At 54.4% G+C, this 19,832-nt stretch carries 18 protein-coding genes; 7 read left to right on the top strand and 11 right to left on the bottom strand.

Annotated elements, in window-relative coordinates:
* Positions 1–21 precede the first annotated feature (21 nt).
* From rplY to DD586_RS11770, 3 genes are all read right to left on the bottom strand, one after another.
* On the bottom strand, positions 22–309 hold the full coding sequence (gene rplY / locus DD586_RS11780) for a 50S ribosomal protein L25 (protein WP_012885046.1): 288 nt from the start codon (positions 307–309) through the stop codon (positions 22–24).
* Positions 310–463: 154 nt separating this feature from the next.
* Positions 464–2,224 carry a DEAD/DEAH box helicase gene (locus DD586_RS11775; protein WP_012885045.1) on the bottom strand — a complete coding sequence of 587 codons (1,761 nt, stop codon included), beginning with the start codon at positions 2,222–2,224 and terminating at the stop codon, positions 464–466.
* Positions 2,224–2,463 (bottom strand): YecH family metal-binding protein, encoded by a 240-nt coding sequence (locus tag DD586_RS11770; protein WP_012885044.1) that lies wholly within the window; start codon positions 2,461–2,463, stop codon positions 2,224–2,226. Before DD586_RS11770 ends, DD586_RS11775 begins: the two co-directional genes overlap by 1 nt.
* Before the next feature lie 276 nt (positions 2,464–2,739).
* Between DD586_RS11770 and rsuA the strand changes: the two genes are divergently transcribed.
* The 3 genes from rsuA (at position 2,740) to DD586_RS11750 (ending at position 5,435) form a co-directional block, all read left to right on the top strand.
* Positions 2,740–3,438, top strand: a complete 699-nt coding sequence (rsuA, locus tag DD586_RS11765; RefSeq protein ID WP_012885043.1) for a 16S rRNA pseudouridine(516) synthase RsuA — start codon at positions 2,740–2,742, stop codon at positions 3,436–3,438.
* Between the two features lie 108 nt (positions 3,439–3,546).
* Positions 3,547–4,737: a Bcr/CflA family multidrug efflux MFS transporter gene (locus tag DD586_RS11760; RefSeq protein ID WP_019845684.1), complete on the top strand. Its 1,191-nt coding sequence runs from the start codon at positions 3,547–3,549 to the stop codon at positions 4,735–4,737.
* A gap of 353 nt (positions 4,738–5,090) precedes the next feature.
* Complete coding sequence (locus DD586_RS11750; RefSeq protein WP_012885040.1) at positions 5,091–5,435, top strand: YejG family protein; 345 nt, start codon at positions 5,091–5,093, stop codon at positions 5,433–5,435.
* 73 nt (positions 5,436–5,508) lie between these two features.
* Here DD586_RS11750 and yejF read toward each other — a convergent pair whose 3' ends face one another.
* The 7 genes from yejF to yeiP form a co-directional block, all read right to left on the bottom strand.
* Complete coding sequence (yejF, locus tag DD586_RS11745) at positions 5,509–7,101, bottom strand: microcin C ABC transporter ATP-binding protein YejF (RefSeq protein WP_012885039.1); 1,593 nt, start codon at positions 7,099–7,101, stop codon at positions 5,509–5,511.
* 1 nt (position 7,102) lies between these two features.
* On the bottom strand, positions 7,103–8,128 hold the full coding sequence (locus tag DD586_RS11740) for an ABC transporter permease (RefSeq protein WP_012885038.1): 1,026 nt from the start codon (positions 8,126–8,128) through the stop codon (positions 7,103–7,105).
* The gene (locus DD586_RS11735) at positions 8,125–9,219 is read right to left on the bottom strand and encodes a microcin C ABC transporter permease YejB (RefSeq protein ID WP_012885037.1); all 1,095 of its coding nucleotides are present in this window, start codon (positions 9,217–9,219) and stop codon (positions 8,125–8,127) included. Before DD586_RS11735 ends, DD586_RS11740 begins: the two co-directional genes overlap by 4 nt.
* Positions 9,220–9,228: 9 nt before the next feature.
* The gene (locus DD586_RS11730) at positions 9,229–11,040 is read right to left on the bottom strand and encodes an extracellular solute-binding protein (protein WP_012885036.1); all 1,812 of its coding nucleotides are present in this window, start codon (positions 11,038–11,040) and stop codon (positions 9,229–9,231) included.
* A gap of 252 nt (positions 11,041–11,292) precedes the next feature.
* Positions 11,293–11,868, bottom strand: a complete 576-nt coding sequence (gene mepS, locus DD586_RS11725; RefSeq protein ID WP_012885035.1) for a bifunctional murein DD-endopeptidase/murein LD-carboxypeptidase — start codon at positions 11,866–11,868, stop codon at positions 11,293–11,295.
* 412 nt (positions 11,869–12,280) lie between these two features.
* Positions 12,281–13,258, bottom strand: coding sequence for a CobW family GTP-binding protein (locus DD586_RS11720; RefSeq protein WP_012885034.1), 978 nt, complete (start codon positions 13,256–13,258; stop codon positions 12,281–12,283).
* A gap of 89 nt (positions 13,259–13,347) precedes the next feature.
* A complete protein-coding gene (gene yeiP / locus DD586_RS11715) occupies positions 13,348–13,920 on the bottom strand; it encodes an elongation factor P-like protein YeiP (protein ID WP_012885033.1) in 573 nt (190 codons plus the stop codon).
* A 275-nt stretch (positions 13,921–14,195) separates the two neighbouring features.
* Between yeiP and DD586_RS11710 the strand changes: the two genes are divergently transcribed.
* The gene (locus tag DD586_RS11710; protein WP_012885032.1) at positions 14,196–14,450 is read left to right on the top strand and encodes a YkgJ family cysteine cluster protein; all 255 of its coding nucleotides are present in this window, start codon (positions 14,196–14,198) and stop codon (positions 14,448–14,450) included.
* A 5-nt stretch (positions 14,451–14,455) separates the two neighbouring features.
* On the opposite strand, the gene DD586_RS11705 is transcribed toward DD586_RS11710, so the two are convergent.
* Complete coding sequence (locus DD586_RS11705; RefSeq protein WP_012885031.1) at positions 14,456–15,637, bottom strand: sugar efflux transporter; 1,182 nt, start codon at positions 15,635–15,637, stop codon at positions 14,456–14,458.
* A 335-nt stretch (positions 15,638–15,972) separates the two neighbouring features.
* On the opposite strand from DD586_RS11705, the gene fruB reads away from it, so the two are divergent.
* The 3 genes from fruB to fruA are packed head-to-tail and all read left to right on the top strand — an operon-like array spanning position 15,973 to position 19,758.
* Positions 15,973–17,118, top strand: a complete 1,146-nt coding sequence (gene fruB, locus DD586_RS11700; RefSeq protein WP_012885030.1) for a fused PTS fructose transporter subunit IIA/HPr protein — start codon at positions 15,973–15,975, stop codon at positions 17,116–17,118.
* Positions 17,115–18,053: a 1-phosphofructokinase gene (fruK, locus tag DD586_RS11695; protein ID WP_012885029.1), complete on the top strand. Its 939-nt coding sequence runs from the start codon at positions 17,115–17,117 to the stop codon at positions 18,051–18,053. Before fruB ends, fruK begins: the two co-directional genes overlap by 4 nt.
* Positions 18,054–18,069: 16 nt before the next feature.
* Positions 18,070–19,758 carry a PTS fructose transporter subunit IIBC gene (gene fruA / locus DD586_RS11690; protein ID WP_012885028.1) on the top strand — a complete coding sequence of 563 codons (1,689 nt, stop codon included), beginning with the start codon at positions 18,070–18,072 and terminating at the stop codon, positions 19,756–19,758.
* Positions 19,759–19,832: the final 74 nt, after the last annotated feature.

Below are 19,832 nucleotides of genomic sequence, written 5' to 3'. Positions count from 1 at the left end.
CGTCGAAACGTTGTAGTGTAATTACACGCGAACGAAATCGATGTGAGTCAGTTTCGGCTTGAACGGATGACGCTGAACAGCCTGGATTTTTGCTTTAGTTTCTTTGCCATCGATAACCAGGACGATTTCACCGTACAGGCCTTCGCTGTTACGATCTTCCAGGTTTTTAACGATATCGTGGTCCAGTTCGATGGAAACCGGCGCTTCGCTGCCACCGTAAACGATAGCGGGGAATTTACCGGTAGTGCGCAGGCGGCGGCTCGCACCCTTACCCTGCTCTTTACGTACTTCTGCGTTGATAGTAATCATTGCTTTCTCTACTTAATAAAATGACCCTGTTACAGGCGACCCAGCAACAGGCAGGATAATCCGCTTTGTTCAAATAACAATGTTGATATTCGAAATAAAAGCGGGCGAGATTCTAGCGGAATATGGTCGTGCGGGCAAATAAAACCGCCTAAAGCTAGCCGCGCAGTTCGTTTGCCCGGCGATAGCGGCCCTGATAATCGAAGATTTTTTCCCGCACCTGCCAGTATTTTCCCTGCAGACGTGCCACCACGAAGTCCGGTGCCCGCAGCAACGCCTGCTGGGCCACCACGTCGTCGGCGCGTTGCCACTGGAACGGGACGCCGGGCGCACGCTGATGCACCCGCAGAAACACATGGTTAAACGCGTTACGCTGGGCTGATGTATGCAGGCGAAAGCGCTCGCTGACATCGGCACCGTCTTCGTCGTGATAGGTGATACGCAGCCATTCGCCTTTGGCATCGGTACCGTGTTGCAGTTGCATCCCGCTACAGCGTAGCACCAGTGCATCTTTAAGCTTCAACGCGGCTTTCAGCATGTCATCCGGGTCGACCAATAGCGCATCGCAGGTCTGGCAGCGTCGGGCGGCGATATCATTTTCCGCGCCGCAATGCGGGCAGCTCTTGAAGCGAAAACGGTAGTCGCACTGTTGGCGTTTGCCGTGTTCGTCCTCCTGCCAGCCCTGACAGCGGCGGCCGTAATGTTCTATTACGCTACCGTCATCGGTGCATTTCCCCCAGAACAGGTTGGCGAAACCGCATTGCGGACAGAATACCTGCACAGGTTGGCTGTCACTGTGTGGTTTGCTGTTGCCGACTTCCGGCGTGTAGAGGTCAAAGGGATTACCAGCATAATCGAGTATCAGGCAGTCGGTTTTCCCGGGAAACAGACGCAAGCCACGCCCGATGATTTGCTGATAGAGGCTGACGGATTCCGTCGGGCGTAAAATGGCGATAGCGTCGACATGCGGTGCGTCAAAACCGGTCGTCAATACCGACACGTTCACCAGATAACGCAATTGCTGCTGTTTGAAGGCGCTGATGAGCGCGTCCCGCTGTGGGGTAGGGGTTTCCCCGCTGATAAGCGCCGCTTCACCAGGCGGTAACAAGCCTTCTATTTCCCGGGCATGCTCCACTGTGGCGGCGAAAATCATCACGCCGCGCCGATCGGCGGTGTACTCGATAATTTGGCGGACTATCTGTGGCGTGACCCGCTGCTGACGTTTTACTTCCCGGTTTAAGTCCACCTCGCTGAACAAGCCATGACTGCGGGCGGCTAACTGGCTGAAATCGTACTGCACCACTGGCATATCGAGTCGCTCCGGTGGCACCAGAAAACCATGGCGTATCATGTAACGCAGCGGCAATTCGTAGATACAGTCGCGGAACAAACAGCTTTCGTCACCACGGATCATGCCATGGTAATGGTATTGATAGATCCACCCCCGACCCATGCGGTAAGGCGTTGCCGTTAACCCCAGTAGCCGTAACCGGGGATTGGCCTGCTGCAAGTGCTGAATAATTTGCTGATACTGGCTGTTTTCATCGTCGCTAATGCGGTGACACTCATCGATAATCAGCAGCGAAAACGCATCGTCGAATTGGTCAGGATGGCGAGCGACCGACTGCACACTGCCGAACACCACTTTGCCCGTGCTGTCACGCTGGTTGAGCCCGGCGGCGAAAATGTCCGCCGGTAAACCCAACGCGCAATATTTCGCGTGATTCTGCTCAACCAGTTCTTTGACATGCGCCAGTACCAATACCCGCCCACGCGCCAGCCGCGCCAGTTCGGCAATCACCAGGCTTTTGCCTGCGCCGGTGGGTAAGACGATCACCGCCGGAGCGGTGTGCTGGCGAAAATAGGCAAGGGTAGCGTCAACCGCTTCTTGCTGGTACGGGCGCAGTGTAAATGACATCAGTGGCGGCAGATTTTGCTTTCGTGGGTCGTAAAGCCGTTATCTTGCGCAATGAATTTGCCTTTGTCAGCCAGAAATTGCACCAGCCCGGCGGCGGTCATGTCGCTGGCAGAGCAGGTATGAAAGCGGGCATCGCGGCCAAAGCGCGCCTCGATGGCGGCAATCAGTTCATCAGTGGTAAAGGATCTGTTGGCGGTCACCATCATATGTAATACTTCATGACCGTGAATCGATGACATAATAGGTCTCCTGATAATTATCGGGCGATTTATCGCCGTATGACGGCGAAGCATCGCTATAGACTTTACATGCAGTGCCGGCCGATAGCGGCAGGATGGCAACGTGGTAAAGTTGCTTTTATTATGCTTTTTTAAACGATACAGAGAGGCGGTCTGCATCAATATCTTTTCTGAAAGAGGATATTCGGTGTGAAAGACAACGCCTTATTCCTGTCAGGTGACGTTACGTCCGTACCTGACCGGCAATTCGTGATCACCATAGGCAGTCATTCATTAATGCGATTGGATAAATTTCTTTCCCAGCAGTTGGGAATCAGCCGTTCTCTGATAGTGCGCGAACTGCGTGCACAGCGTGTGACAGTAAACGGTGAGGTAGTAAAAAGCGGGGCATTCAAACTGTTGCCAGAGCATGAAGTGGCGTTCGACGGCAATGTGCTCGAGCAGCAAAATGGGCCGCGGTATTTCATGCTCAATAAACCGCAGGGTTATGTGTGCTCAACCGACGATCCTGACCACCCGACGATTTTGTATTTCATTGACGAACCGGTCGCGCACAAGTTGCATGCTGCCGGGCGGCTGGATATCGACACCAGCGGTTTAGTGCTGCTGACCGATGATGGGCAGTGGTCACACCGGATTACCTCGCCAAAGCACCATTGTGAAAAAACCTATCTGGTGACGCTGGAGCAGCCACTGGCGGCCGATACGGCGGAAAAATTTCAGGCAGGTGTTCAACTGCATAATGAGAAGAACCTAACCCGCCCGGCCACCCTGGAGGTGCTGTCTGAACATCAGGTCCGTCTGACTATCACTGAAGGGCGTTACCATCAGGTGAAACGTATGTTTGCGGCGATCGGCAACCACGTGGTGGCGCTGCATCGTGAACGTATTGGTGCCATTACATTGGATGACACGCTGGAGCCGGGTGAATACCGGCCGTTGACACAGGAAGAAGTCGACAGTTTCGGGCAGTAACCAACGCGTTGTCGTCGGTCTGTCCTTATCTGGCTGGAGGTTTTTGATCTGGCCTGACGTTTTTGCCCCGCTGCTGTGGCGGCGGGAACTGTTCTTCTGTCTGGAGAAATGTTTGTCGTGCAACCACCCTCATCTTCGCGCGTCGGTCTGATTTTTATCCTGGGGTTGATATCGATGCTGATGCCTATCGCCATCGATATGTATCTGCCTGCCTTGCCCGTGATTGCAAAAGAATTTTCTGTTGATCCCGGCCGGGTGCAGATGACCCTCAGTTCGTATGTGCTCGGCTTTGCGATAGGGCAGGTGTTTTACGGCCCGATGTCGGACAGCATCGGTCGTAAGCCGGTGATTCTGGGTGGCGTACTGATTTTTACGCTAGCTGCCGCGGCCTGCGCACTGTCGCAAACGGTCGAACAACTGATTCATATGCGTTTTCTGCACGGTCTGTCCGCTGCTTCGGCCAGCGTGGTGATCAACGCGTTGCTGCGTGACCGATTCTCGAAAGATGAATTTTCGCGCATGATGTCGTTTGTGATTCTGGTCATGACGGTAGCGCCGCTGCTGGCCCCGATTATCGGCGGCGCGTTGCTATTCTGGCTGAGCTGGCATGCCATTTTCTGGACAATTGCGGCGGCCTCGCTGGTGGCGACAGTTTTGGTATGGCTATGTGTGCATGAAACCTTGCCGGTAGAGCGACGGCAGCGTTTTCGCCTGCGTACCACGCTGAGGAATTTTTTCCAGTTGGTTCGTCATCGTCGCGTTTTCAGCTATATGTTCGCCAGTGGGTTGTCGTTTTCCGGCATGTTTGCTTTTCTCAGCGCCGGGCCGTTTGTCTACATCGACCTGAACGGGGTGTCACCTCAACATTTTGGCTACTACTTTGCGCTGAATATCGTGTTCCTGTTTCTGATGACATTGCTCAACAGCCGTATCGTGTCGCGCATGGGGGCGATGTTCATGTTCCGGCTGGGATTGATCATCCAGTTTGTGATGGGAATATGGCTGGTGGCGGTTTGCAGTTTCCATCTGGGTTTTTTCCCGCTGGTACTGGGCGTGGCGGTGTTCGTGGGCTGTGTGGCTACCGTGGCGTCTAACGCCATGGCGGTGATCCTTGATGACTTCCCTCACATGGCTGGTACGGCGTCGTCACTGGCCGGGACGCTACGTTTCGGGCTGGGGTCGCTGATGGGTACGGTGTTGTCACTGGCAACCGCTCAAAGCGCCTGGCCGATGGTGAGCGCCATGGCCGTGTGCTCGGTTGCTGCCCTCGGTTTATTTGTGTACGCCAGTCGGCGTTAATACTCCCTTTCTGTCTTTTTTCTGATAAGACTGCCAGCGCATCGCTGGCAGTTCACCCGCCAGCCGTTCCTGAATTGTGAAAATTTTGAACCAAAAGTGAACAACTAGAAGAAATGGGTTGAGATATTGGGAATAAAAGGTTACATATAGCGCAAAATCGATCAGGAACGTGATCTTGTTAACGTTTTGACCAGTGACCACATTGAGCGCCATGCGTCTGGGTTGGCCTCATTATGAAGATATGTTGATTTTTTGTATCTAAATCGTGGTAAAAGAAAGATGTCTGGCAAAAAATCCTATGAGTTTATGTTATAATTTTGTGAATTTATGGCAGCTTAGCTGAGGAAGACGCTGTGAATACTCTCCAACTTTCGGTAGTCCATCGCTTGCCGCAAAGTTATCGATGGTCATCGGGTTTTACTGGTGTCAAAGTTGAACCGATTCCGCTTTGCGGCCTGGATGACGACAGTTATCTGATTGGTTTTAAACTACTCAGCCATGACGGCGATGAAGCCCGTCAGATCATGCGGCATCTCAACCAGTCGCTGGATGAGATCCAACTGCAATGTGCCGTGGTGGAGTGGGAAGGCGAGCCCTGCCTGTTTTTATATCGTCAGGACGAGAGTGCGGCGATGTGTCGTTTGAAAGATGTGGGTGTGGCGATCGCCGAGTCGGTTTGCGCGCAATACCCATTCTGAACCGGCAGCATCGGTATCGATGCTGCCTGATTTCTGTTCTCATGTCCGTCTGACATGTACTTCTGAATCGTGGTTAGGCTGACAGCTGTAATAGCGCTCGGGTGTAATCCTGCTGCGGATGTTCAAAGATTTGTCGGCAGTCACCTTGCTCGACCACCTCACCATGGCGCAGTACGATGACCTGATGGCAAAGTGCGCGTACGACGTGTAAGTCGTGGCTGATGAACAGATACGCGAGCTGGTGGGTCTGTTGCAGGGTTTTCAGCAGAGTCAGAATCTGTGCCTGAACCGTGCGATCGAGCGATGAGGTCGGCTCGTCGAGAATCAGCAATTCCGGTTGCAGTATCAAGGCTCGGGCGATAGCAATACGCTGACGCTGACCGCCAGAAAACTCTGATGGGTAGCGGTGACGGCTATCCGGATCCAACCCGACTTCCTGCATGGCCTGAATAACCCGCTGTGTCTGTTCTGTCGCGCTCAGTCGGTGATGAACCCGTAGCCCTTCCGCGATAATTTGCTCCACATTCAGTCGTGGGTTCAATGAGCCGTTGGGATCCTGAAAGACGACCTGAATGCGGCGACGAAACGGCAGCATTTGCTTGCGGTTAAATTGATGCAACGGCTGGCCATCAAACCAGATCTCGCCCTGACTGCGCAGTAACCGCAGCAACGCCAGCCCGGTAGTGCTTTTCCCTGACCCCGACTCACCCACCAGCCCGATGCTTTCGCCACGGCGCAGACAGAAGCTCAGCGCCTGCAATACCGACTTTTCCCCCACCGTACGGCGTAGCAAACCGCGTCTGATAGGGAAGTTGACACCCAGCCCCCGGACATCCAGCAGGGCTGACGTATCCGAGGTGAGCGGTAAGGCTTCCCCGGTTGGCTCGGCATCCAGCAATTGTCGGGTATAAGGATGTTGTGGCGCACTGAACAGCGCATGAGTGAGGTTCTGCTCGACGCAGCGCCCTGCCTGCATGACAGCCACCCGGTCAGCCAACCGACGCACAATGTTCAGGTTGTGCGTAATAAACAGCAGGCTCATGTTCAGTTCCTGCTTGAGTTCGTTCAGCAGGTCGAGAATTTGCGCCTGTACGGTAACATCCAGCGCAGTGGTCGGTTCATCCGCAATCAACAGGCGGGGTTGAGTCAGCAATGCCATGGCAATCATTACCCGCTGGCGTTCACCACCGGAAAGCTGATGAGGGAAATCCGCCAGCCGTCGTGCCGCCTGACGAATACCAACACGTTCAAGACAACGGATGATTTCGTCACGGGCGGCCTCACGACGCATGCCCCGGTGCAGCGAGAGCACTTCCGCCAGCTGTTTTTCAATGGTGTGTAGCGGGTTAAGCGACACCATCGGTTCCTGAAAGATCATGGCAATCTGGTTGCCGCGCACCTGGCGTAGTTGCTGTTCACTGGCGTGTAGCAACGACTCACCGGCAAACAGAATATCGCCCTGAGGGTAGACCACAGGCGGCGAAGGTAACAGGCGCAACACCGATAACGCGGTGATGCTTTTGCCGGAGCCGGATTCCCCCACCAGCGCCAGTGTTTCTCCGGCGGCAATACGCAGTGAGACGTTTTCGACCACACACCGTTGCTGGTCGCCGCTGCGAAACGCGATACTCAGGTCACGAATGTCAAGTAAAGGTTGTTCGGACATATCAATGCGCCTTGCTCGGGTCAAAGGCGTCGCGAACGGCTTCGCCGATAAAAATAAGTAGTGACAGCACCACCGCCAGCACGATGAAGACGGTGATACCCAGCCACGGTGCCTGTAGGTTGTTTTTCCCTTCCAGCAATAAACCGCCGAGTGACGCCGAGCCCATCGGTAAACCGAACCCCAGAAAATCGAGCGAGGTCAGGGTGGTAATGGAGCCACACAAAATAAACGGCAGGTAGGTGAGGGTAGCGACCATCGCGTTGGGCAGCATGCAGCGGAACATGATGGAGCGATCGCTAACGCCCATGGCCTGTGCGGCGCGAATATAGTCGAAATTGCGGGTGCGCAGGAATTCCGCTCGCACCACGCCGACCAGCGCCATCCAGCCAAACAGTACCGTAATGCCCAGCAGCCACCAGAAGTTTGGCTGAATCACACTGGAGAGCAGGATAATCAGGAACAGCGTCGGCATACCGGACCAGACCTCGATAACGCGCTGTCCCCACAAATCGATACGCCCGCCGTAATACCCCTGACAGGCTCCGACCACAATGCCAATCAGGCTGGACAGCAGCGTCAGTGCGAGCCCAAACAGAATGGAAATACGAAAACCATACAGGATTTGCGCCAGCACATCACGCCCCTGGCTGTCTGTACCGAGCCAATTCTGGCGTGAAGGCGGTGAAGGAAATGCATGCTGAGTGGCGTAATTGATGGTGTCATAGCGGTAGTGAATCAGCGGCCACACCACCCAACCGCCTTGTTCCAGCCGCTTAGCCAACCACGGGTCGCGGTAATCGGCCGCTGTCGCCAGTTGGCCGCCGAACGTGGTTTCACTGTAATCCACGATAAACGGTGTGTACCACTGCCCGTTGTAATGCACCAATAACGGCTTATCGTTAGCGATTAACTCCGAGCAGAGTGTCACCAGAAACAGCGCCAGAAAAACCCATAACGACCAGTAACCTCGGCGATTAGCGCGAAAACGTGCCCAGCGCGCCTGATTAATCGGGCTTAGACGACTCATTGGCGCTCCTCGAAGTCGATACGCGGGTCAACCAGCGTATAAGTCATGTCGCTGAGAATATTCAGCAACAGGCCGATGAGCGTAAAAATGTACAAGGTGCCGAACATCACCGGGTAATCACGCTGCAAAGTGGCGTCGTACCCCAGCAGACCGAGGCCATTAAGGGAGAACATCACCTCAATCAGCAGTGAACCGGTAAAGAACATGCTGATGAACGTGGCGGGAAAACCGGCTATCACCAGCAGCATGGCGTTGCGAAACACGTGACGGTAGAGGATCTGTTTCTCTTCCAGGCCTTTGGCGCGAGCGGTGATCACGTACTGTTTGCGGATTTCGTCCAGAAATGAGTTCTTGGTTAGCATGGTCAGCGTAGCGAAGCCGCCAATCACGGTCGCCAACACCGGTAACGTAATGTGCCACAGGTAATCGATGACCTTGTCGAACGCGGAGAGGCTATCAAAATGCGGGGATACCAGACCGCGTAGCGGGAACCAATCCAGATAACTGCCACCCGCGAACACGACAATCAGCAAAATAGCGAACAGAAACGCGGGAATGGCGTAACCGATAATAATCAGCGTACTACTCCAGACGTCAAACGCCGAGCCATTACGCACCGCCTTGTTTATACCCAGAGGAATCGATACCAGATAGATAATCAGCGTGCTCCATAACCCAAGGGATATCGAAACAGGCATGCTCTCTTTAATCAATGCAATCACGGACGAACCGCGAAACAGGCTGTTGCCGAAGTCAAAACGGACATAATCCCACAACAGCTTGAGGTAACGTTCATGCAGCGGTTTATCAAACCCGTAGCGTTTGGTGATTTCAGCGATCACTTCCGGGTCCAGACCGCGTGCACCACGATAGGTGTTTTCCACCGAAGGTTTGCCCCCCGGCCCACGAGCCAGCCCACCGCCGTCGTTGCCACCCATGCTAAAACCTGTGCCCTGGCCCATTTCAATGGACGCAATCGCCTGATCGACCGGGCCACCCGGCGCGATTTGCACAATAAAAAAGTTGATGGTGATGATGGCCCACAGCGTGGGGATCACCAGCAGTAATCGGCGTAACAGGTAAGTTCCCACATCGGCTCCTTATCGACGCGCTGCCGGCAGGGTGGCGGCTTTATTGGCGTCATACCACCAACTGTCGAGACCCAGCGAATAGGCCGGGCGGTTTGCCGGCATGGCGAATTTGTTCCAGTAGGCGAAACGGTCGTGGTTGGAATACCACATCGGGATCGCAAACTGGTTCCAGGTGAGTACCCGGTCCAACGCCGGGCCCAATGACAGCAACGCGGCTTTATCACCTTGATGACGAACAATATCGTCAATCAACTGGTCGATAGCCGCGTCTTGGACACCCGGCGAGTTGTAGGACGAGTTGATGTAGGCGGAGCTCCAACTGATCGCCAGATCGGAACTGGGGTAGGGCATCGCCGGATACAGTTTCGGGATCATGTCGAAATCACGCTTGCGAAACCGATTATTGAATTGCGGACTGTCGACGCTGCGTACTTCCATACGGATGCCGAGCCGAGCCAGATTGTGTTGGAACGGCAACACATAGATAGCGTTTGAGGCACTGGGTAGCAGCAACTCAAAACGAAAAGGCTGGCCGGTGTTCTTATTGACCAGCACCTGATTTTTCAATTCCCAACCCGCTTGCTGCAACAGGTGTAATGCCTTAAGCAGACCCGCGCGATCATAACCACTGCCATCGGATTCCTCCGGGCGGTATGCCGGGCCGAAAACCTCGGTGGGAAGACGGTCTTTCAGCGGCGTCAGCCAGGCCAGTTCGGCAGCAGATGGCATTCCCTGCGCGGCGTACTCGGTGTTCTGGAAAAAACTGTAGGGGCGTTGGTAGCTACTAAAAAACAGGGCCTTGTTCATCCAGTTAAAATCAAAGGCGAGTGCCAGCGCCTGACGCACCCGGCGATCGCTAAACTGTGGGCGTTGGATGTTAAACACCAGCCAGCGGGTATCCTGCGCCGCCTGATTAGTTTCATCTTTCTTCAGAATATAACCCCGTGCGAAGTTACCGCCTTCATACTGGGTTGCCCAGTGTTTGGGTGAACCTTCGATGCGCAGATCGAAGGCACCTGCCTTGAAGGCTTCCAGCGCGACACTGTCATCCAGATAGTAGTCGTAACGCAACTGGTTAAAGTTGTAGCGCCCCCGGTTGACCGGCAGGTCGGCAGCCCAGTAGTCGGTGACACGGGAATAAATCACGTATTGCCCCATGCGATAATCGGAGATGCGATAGGGGCCACTGGCTAACGGTGGGGTGCTTAACGGGTCGCTGAGTTTGTGGTCGCGCCAGAATTTTTCTGGCATAACCGGTAGCGTTAGCATCCCCAGCATTTTTTCTTTGTCAGGCTCGGCGAAGGTAAAGCGCACCCGGTGCGGGTTAATCACACTGACTTCAGTGCCTTTGTAATAAAGACGAAACTGCGGCACACCCTGTGTCATAAACATCGTGAACGTGAACGCCACATCAGACGCGGTAATCGGCGAGCCATCGTGGAAACGGGCGGCCGGGTTCATGTCTATCTCTATCCAACTGTAGTCGCTGGCATAGCGGGCGTTAAGCGCAATCAGCGGGTAATAACTGCCCGGTTCGTCTTCCGAACTGACGTAGAGCGAATCGTAAAGGCTTTCAGTACGAGCGGCAGCCAGGCCACGCAACGCAAAGCGGTTAAAGTTATCGAAGGTGCCCAGCGCGCTGTACGTTACGTTGCCGCCCTTGGGGGCCGCCGGGTTGGTATAGTCGTAATGGGTGAACCCCTGTGGGTATTTCGGCTCACCCAGGGTGGCGAACGCGTAGGTCTGCAGCGTGGTGGGTTCGGCATACGCCAGCCAAGCGCAGGTGGACAGTAAGGCGGCGATAATCGCACGTGTAAACATCGAAAGGGCTGACTCCTGATAACCTCATGTTTCTCCGTATGAAAGCAGACTGAACGGAGAAAAAGCCTGAAATTCCTGGCAATCGCGATGCCGGACGCTATGGCGTTCTGTTTTACCACGAAATAACACGTCGAACCTACTGTTAATCACCCCGGATGATGATCGGGAGGCAACCGACAGGTAATAAAAAAACGCCGCTGTTTGGCAGGCGGCGTTTTCTGATTGTCTGGACTATATCAAGGGAAAAGTAAATCAGCTGTGCGGCGCTTGTTCCAGCACCCGGCGAGCTTCACGGTAGCGAGGCCTCCAGTAGCTGTCATCCATACTGGAAATAGTCACACCAATACTGGTGGAAGCATGAACGAACTGCTGGTTACCGAGGTAGATACCCATGTGACGGCCGGTTGACCCCGCATGGAAGACAACCAGATCACCGGGACGCAGCTTGTTGCGCTGAATCTGAACACCGATGTCTTGTTGCTCATAGCTGGAGCGCGGCAAGTCTATACCAAACTGTTCGCGGAAAGTGCGTTGAACGAAACTGGAGCAGTCGATGCCTTTACGGCTGTCGCCCCCGAGACGATAACGTACGCCCTTCCAATTAGCGTATTGTTCAAGCAACTTGGATTTGACTTCCACGTTGCGAACCATCGCTTCGAATTCATCCTGAGAGGCTTGTAGTGAAGGGTCACCACCGTTAACCACACGCCTATCAGTTTGATTATTAACATTTGCATTGTTGCTGGTACAGGCAGAAAGCGCTATCGCTACTGCCACGGCAGGTAAAACCCGCCAGATATATCTCAGAGTCGGTTGAGATTTGACCATTGTTGTTATGTTCCCTTGATGTCCTTAACGATTCAATCGTTATGCTGTGTTTATAAACACTGTTATCTATGCCAAACAAAACGAGTGTCAGACTAAAGCACTACTTTTCATGGGACAATTATTCGTCTGTTAATTTGTGCAACACCGCACATTATTATTGGTGTCGCAACATCTATTTAACTGGCCGGATGTCTGCCCATGAATCTCGGACCTCGACGACCATACCTTAACGAAAACCAGATTGCGAGTTTTTTTGTCTTTTTTGTTTATATGATTTCGTGATGAAATATCCCACGTCAGCCCGATAAAACACTGCGATAGGCATACAGAACGAGAAATAAAAGGGAGTATGGCGTTCTGACAGACATCCCGACTTCCGTATAACGCTGGCTGCATGCGCTACCGGTTGTGCTTACCTCTCGCGGCAATCTAACAGCTGTTTTTGCAGCGTGTTCCATTCAGCCTCAGAGTCATTAATGATTTCGATACGGCTGTCGGGCGGTGATGCTGGCTGCGTTTCAATGCGCAGGTCGAATCCCTGACGGTTGACCACCAGCGTACCTTCGGCAATACGCATCACACCTTTAACACGGCTTACCGGTGCCAACCGCACCCAGTCGAGCAGACGAGCGGTGTTGAATTGAGTCTCGCCATCAAAAATCCAGCCGCAGGCGTAATACCCCTGGCCCTGATTTAGCGCACGACGCCAGCTTTCGCGACCCGTCAGTTTGAGTGCCGCCAGCCCGGTTTTAGCCGGAGCGTCATGATGGTGGTGGCGGGCATCCGGCAACGCGGTGTGATTGTCCCGCGGCAGGTCCAGTAGGGTGGTATCGACCTGCCCCTGAGACAAGGTGATCAGTCGACGATCCTGACCCTGCTGTTGATGCCAGCGTTGCAGTGCATCACGGTCGCTCTGCTGCCAGGTGTCTTCTTTATTAGCGATGATGACATCCGCGGCAGCAAGCTGATCGCGGAAGTTTTCATTGTCGGTATAACGGCTGTCGCCAAGCTGGCGTGGATCCAGCAAACACAAAGTGGCCTGTAGCTGAAGCCATGGCTGATAGGCTTCGGAGGTCAGCAGTGTCAGAATCTGTTTCGGGTGACCCAGGCCGGTCGGTTCAATCAGTAACCGATGCGGTTTTTTCTGCAACAGCATGTTGAGTCCTACCTGCATCGGCAGGCCGTTGACACAGCACATGCAACCGCCGGGGATTTCTTTGAGCAGTGCGCCGGTGTCGCTTAACAACGCACCGTCAATACCGATTTCACCAAACTCATTAACCAGCACCGCCCAGGTTTCACCTTCGGGTTTATGAGAGAGCAGGTGCCTGATGGTGGTGGTTTTGCCGCTACCGAGGAAGCCGGTAATCAGGTTTACTTTCGTCAACACGGGAGTCTCCTTGCGTATGTGCGGGAAGCGTCTGACATAGTCTGTCAGACGCGGAGAAGGGTGGTGTGAGCTTGGGTTAGCTTAGCGAATTAGTCCGCACGACCCATATAGCGGCGCTCAGGGATGTGAATACGGATTTTTTCACCCGCACTCAGGTATTCCGGCACCTGAATCACCAGACCGGTAGTCAGTGTGGCCGGTTTGTTGCGGGCGCTGGCTGAAGCCCCTTTGATGCCCGGTGCGGTTTCGACGATTTCCAGATCGACAGTCTGCGGCAGTTCCAGCGCCAGCAACTGACCATCCATTGTCAATACCTGAATACCCGGCATACCGCCTTCCGGGATAAACAGCAGTTCGTCTTCAATCTGCTCTTTTTTGAAGGTATACGGGGTGTAATCTTCCTCGTCCATAAAGATGTATTCGTCGCCATCAATATAAGAGAAGGTGACCGAGCGACGGGTCAGGGTGATGGTATCCAGAATGTCATCACCTTTGAAGCGTTCTTCTACTTTCAGTCCGGTGCGAACGTCAGCGAAACGCATTTTGTACAGCGTGCTGGCACCACGGGCGCTGGGGCTTTGAATATCAATGTCTTTTACCAGCAGCAGTTTACCGTTGTAGTTAACGGCCATGCCGCGTTTGATCTCATTCGCTCTTGCCATGAAATGTACCTTAAATAAAGAAGAGAAATTTTTGTGGCGACACGTTACTCGTCAGGATGGGTTCAGGCAAGAGGGATTTGTGGCTGTCTGACATCAGACAAACGGCCCGTGGGATAAAACACGGCAGGAATGATAACGATGCCAAACACCGGCCATGAATGCCGCCAATAACTGCTGGCGATAAATGTTGGTAATAGAGTAGTAGTAGCCTTGCGGCCACCAGCCTGTTAGGCTCTGCGGCCTGCACTAGCGACGGAAATCCCCGGAGGTCACTGATGGAATGCCGTTCTGATTGCGGTGCCTGCTGTATCGCACCGTCTATCTCCAGCCCGATTCCCGGCATGCCGCAGGGAAAACCCGCCAATACGCCCTGTATTCATCTTGATGAGCGTATGCGTTGCGGCCTGTTCTTTTCGCCTTTACGTCCGGCAGTGTGTCGTGGTTTACAACCGAATCGTGACATGTGTCGCAACAGTCGTGATGAGGCGATGCTGTACCTTATCGAACTGGAAGACGCCACCGCGCCCTGAGCGCATCAAACGTCGCGGATGCGCCACATGCAGACGGCAGCGCCAGCCAGCATCGCGATAGCGATGACAAAGCCGGCATGATAACTCCAGACCTCGGCTACCATCCCAGCCAGTGAGCCGGAAATGATCCAGCCGACCCGGGTGGTATTGGTAAATAGCGTCGTGGCGGCACCGGCCTGACCCGGCATCAGATCCTGAAAATACAGCATACCCATTCCGGCCAGAATACCGATGAAAATCGCATTCAGCAGTTGCAGCGCCAGCAATGCCCAGTCATTGTTCAGCAACGTCAGGCCAGTATAGAAAACCAACCCAGCTATCACCGCTAAACGCATCAGCAGACGTTTGCCTAATCGACTGGCCAGATACCCTGCCAGCAGCATCACCGGAATTTCCAGCGCGGCGGCGGTACCCATCATCACCCCGGCCAGTTTCTCCGGTAACTGCAATTCATGCACCAGATATAACGGCATATTGATGAGATAAATGCCGTTGCAGGTCCACATCAGGGTGCAGGCGCTAAACAGCAGTAGCGTATCGCGCCGGTTTTGCCGCGGCGATTCCAGTGTTGCTGCGGATTTAACCCGGGTCTTCGGCATGGAGGGCAGTAACAGCCATACCAGTAATCCGCATAAGACGAACACCGCGGCTGCCGTCAGGTACATCACCGGGAACCCGAATCCCAACACTAACGCGAAAGCAACCGGCGGCCCGATAACCCACGATAGCGAAATCTGAGCTCGCATCACGGAGCTGAACATGGCCGCGCCCCGGCCGGTGCGATCAGCATGTTCCCTTGCCAGCGCAAATAATTGCGGGTTGGCGGTGGAACCAAAGCTCGACAGTAATACGCCGATGAACAGCAAAACAAAGTAGTTGCGGTTCCAGGCATACAGCAGGCAGGAGAGCGCACCCAGCAGGCAGCATTGCAGGATCAGCGTTTTGCGGTCGCCCTGGCGGTCGGAATAGGTTGCTAAAACCTGGCTGACGACGATACCGATCACCGCGCTGCCGGTATAAAACAACCCCACCATAACGGGGCGGACCTGTACTTCCGTTGACAAAAACAGGCTGAGAGTGGGGAGTTGCAACGCACCGGCAATCCCGGTCAGGAAGGCAATCATCAGGAATGCCGAGGATGTCAGGTCGGGCAGACGCCGGGCTATACGGGTGGAAGACAATGTCATGCTGAATTCAGGTTAAAAAAAGAACAGAGAGAAAACTGAACGCGCTATCTTACGCTGATAGGGTAGAAACGAAAGCCTGTTTCAACTTTTTTTCTTCAGCACCCATTCAGCACAAATGTGACAACCTGTTAATGCGCACTGAATTTTCGGGTGAAAATGTGCGTGACCTCTAAGATCTGTCATTTCATCCATGCAGAATGCTTGCATAGCCATAATGAAAAACGCAGAATTTTTGAAACGTTTCAGCGAGGTTTTGCTGAAATTACCCTGAGCGAGTCAGCAAATTATTTCTCATAAAAGCTGAAACGATTCAAGTTCAGCAAGAGAGGAGCATTATGTTTCAGTTGTCACAGCACGACATTCATTTAGGTGCTTCCGCCGGTACGAAAGAGGAGGCCATCCGTCAGGTGGCCGCCGCTCTGACCGAAGCGGGTTGCGTGAGCGAAGGCTATGTCGCGGGGATGCTGCAGCGTGAGCAGCAGACATCGACTTATCTTGGCAGCGGTATCGCCATCCCGCATGGCACGACCGATACGCGAGATCTGGTGAAGAAAACCGGTGTTCAGGTATTCCAGTTCCCGCAGGGCATTGCGTGGGGGGAAGACCAGACTGCTTATGTGGTGCTGGGCATTGCCGCCCGTTCTGACGAACACTTGGCGCTGTTACGTCAACTGACCCATGTGCTGAGCGATGACCGCGTTGCAGCCCGTCTGGCCAGCACCACCTCCGCCGATGAACTGCGTGGGTTGCTGATGGGCGAACAACTGGCGGGCGCGTTCCGCTTCGATACGTCGCTGATTAACCTGAATGTGGCAACGGATAACCTGATGACTTTGCAGGCGCTGAACGCCGGTCGTTTACAGCAGATTGGCGCAGTTGACGCCAGTTTCGTCAGCCATGTCGTCGCCACTAAACCGACCCATCTGGGGCAGGGCATTTGGCTGAACGATAGCCTGAATGGCAACCTGGTAAGTGCACTGGCGGTGAGTCGCCCGGCAGAGCCGTTCGCGCTAGACGGCGAAACCGTTGCGCTGTTACTGACCGTATCGGCCGCTGACGAGCAGGTATTCGCGTCGCTGGATTATCTCAGCAAGTTGTTGATTGTCGGCAAAGCTGACAGCCTGCTGTCTGCTGACGAAACCACGTTACTGGCGTTGCTGACCAGTGACGAGGCAACCGAAGGTGAAGCCGAGAGCGACGCTCTGGAAGCCGAATTTACTGTCCGCAATGAGCATGGTCTGCATGCCCGTCCCGGCGCGATGCTGGTCAACGTGATTAAACAGTTCTCCAGCGAGATAACGGTGACGAATCTTGACGGCACCGGCAAACCCGCCAACGGCCGCAGTCTGATGAAAGTGGTCGCTCTGGGTGTGAAAAGTGGCCACCGTCTGCGCTTTACCGCCCGTGGCGAAGATGCTGAAGCTGCGCTGAAGGCTATCGGCGAGGCAATTCAGTCTGGTCTTGGGGAGGGTGCAGCATGAGCAGACGCGTTGCCACCATTACCCTGAATCCCGCCTATGATTTAGTAGGGTATTGCCCGGAAATCGAACGAGGCGAGGTGAATCTGGTCCAGACTACGGGGCTGCATGCGGCAGGTAAAGGCATCAACGTTGCCAAGGTACTCAAAGATCTGGGTATTGATGTCACCGTCGGTGGGTTCATGGGCAAAGACAATCAGGACGGTTTTCAACAGTTGTTCAGCGAGTTGGGCATCGCTAACCGTTTCCAGGTAGTTTCGGGACGTACGCGTATTAATGTCAAACTCACCGAGCAGAATGGCGATGTGACCGATCTGAATTTCTCCGGTTTTGAGGTGACCCAGCAAGACTGGCAGCGTTTCGTTAACGATTCGCTGAGCTGGTTGGGGCAGTTTGACATGGTGGCTGTCAGTGGCAGTTTGCCGAGTGGTGTTGACCCGGATGCGTTTACCGACTGGATGTCGCGTCTGCGTAGCCAGTGTCCGTGTATTATTTTCGACAGCAGCCGCGAAGCGCTGGTAGCAGGCCTGAAAGCCTCGCCGTGGTTGGTAAAACCCAACCGCCGTGAGCTGGAAATTTGGGCTGGGCGTAAATTACCTACGCTGGCGGATGTGGTAGATGCAGCGCATGCGTTGCGTGAACAGGGTATTGCTCATGTCGTGATTTCGCTGGGAGCGGAAGGCGCGCTGTGGGTCAATGCGTCCGGTGCCTGGCGAGCGATGCCGCCAGCCTGTGAAGTGATCAGTACGGTAGGTGCGGGTGACTCCATGGTGGGGGGATTGATTTATGGCTTATTGATGCGTGAGTCCAGTGAACATACGTTGCGTCTGGCCACTGCGGTGGCAGCGCTGGCCGTTAGCCAGAGTAACGTAGGCATTAGCGATCGTCCGCAGCTGGCTGCGATGATGGCGCGTGTTGATCTACAACCCTTTAATTGACAGCAGGAGATAAACAATGAAAACGCTGCTGATACTCGATAAATCACTGGGGCTGGCTAAAAGCCGTCTGGTGAAGAATTTGCTCGGTGCTGCCGCAGCTAACGCAGGACTTACCCTCACTGAGCAACTTGCTGATGCGGAACTGGCGATCGTGCTGGGTGCTTCCGTACAGGCAGACAGTGGATTGAATGGCAAGAACGTGTTTGCCGGGGATGTCGAGTTGGCGTTGAGTCAGCCGGCTCAGTTCCTGGAGAAAGCGAAAGCTGACGCGAAGCCGTATCAGGCTCCGGTTGCTACGGCTCCAGCGGCAGCGCCGACTGCGGCCAAACGTATTGTGGCGGTGACCGCCTGTCCGACAGGGGTAGCGCACACCTTCATGGCGGCTGAGGCTATCGAAAGCGAAGCGAAAAAACGTGGCTGGTGGGTGAAAGTGGAAACCCGCGGCTCCGTAGGTGCAGGTAACCCGATTAGCCCGGAAGAAGTAGAACAGGCGGATTTGGTTATCGTGGCGGCGGACATTGAAGTCGACCTTAGCAAGTTCGCCGGTAAAAAAATGTACCGTACCTCGACTGGTCTGGCATTGAAGAAGACGGCGCAAGAGCTTGATAAAGCGCTGTCTGAAGCGGTGGTCTTCCAGCCATCTGCCCAAAGTGGTGCGGCGGCGGCTGACTCGGCCAAAAAAGGCGGCGCAGGTCCGTATCGTCACCTGCTGACCGGTGTGTCGTACATGTTGCCAGTGGTGGTAGCAGGCGGTCTGTGTATTGCCTTGTCGTTCGTATTCGGGATTACCGCGTTCAAGGAAGAAGGAACGCTGGCAGCTGCGCTGATGAAGATCGGCGGCGGTTCGGCGTTTGCACTGATGGTGCCAGTATTGGCGGGTTACATTGCGTTCTCCATTGCTGACCGTCCGGGTCTGACACCGGGTCTGGTTGGCGGTATGCTGGCTGTCAGCACCGGTGCGGGTTTCCTTGGTGGTATCATCGCCGGGTTCCTGGCGGGTTATCTGGCGCGTGCTATCAGCAACCATGTGACGTTGCCGCAGAGTATGTCGGCGCTAAAACCGATTTTGATTATTCCGCTGTTCGCGACGCTGATAACCGGTCTTATCATGATTTACGTCGTCGGTACTCCAGTTGCGAAAATCCTGACTGGCCTGACTGGCTGGCTGCAATCCATGGGTACGGCGAATGCGGTCATTCTGGGTGCCATTCTGGGCGGCATGATGTGTACCGATATGGGTGGCCCGGTAAACAAAGTGGCGTATGTATTCGGTACTACGCTGCTCAGTAGCCAGGTGTATGCGCCAATGGCTGCCGTTATGGCTGCTGGTATGGTGCCGCCGCTGGCGATGGGTCTGGCAACATTCATTGCCGCGAAGAAATTCACAGCTACCGAACGTGAAGGTGGTAAAGCGGCGGTGGTACTGGGGCTGTGCTTCATCTCCGAAGGGGCCATTCCTTACGCTGCCCGTGACCCGATGCGTGTACTGCCGTGCTGTATCCTGGGTGGCGCGCTGACAGGCGCCATTTCTATGGCGATTGGCGCTAAGCTGATGGCTCCGCACGGTGGTCTGTTCGTACTGCTGATTCCAGGTGCGATCACACCGGTAGTGGGCTACCTGCTTTCCATCATAGCGGGTACGGTCGTGGCTGGCGTGCTGTACGCTGTGCTGAAACGTCCGGAAGAGCAACTGGCTAAAGCCTGACGCTTAATGATAATGCAGTGATAAAAACGCCGGTGCGATGTACCGGCGTTTTTTTTACGTTTTTTCCGCGAGGT

This window comes from Dickeya parazeae Ech586 (assembly GCF_000025065.1).
In the GTDB taxonomy this organism is placed as follows: Bacteria; Pseudomonadota; Gammaproteobacteria; order Enterobacterales; family Enterobacteriaceae; genus Dickeya; species Dickeya zeae.
Note: the sequence above shows the minus strand (reverse complement) of the source record. Positions and strands in the feature narration are given on the sequence as shown.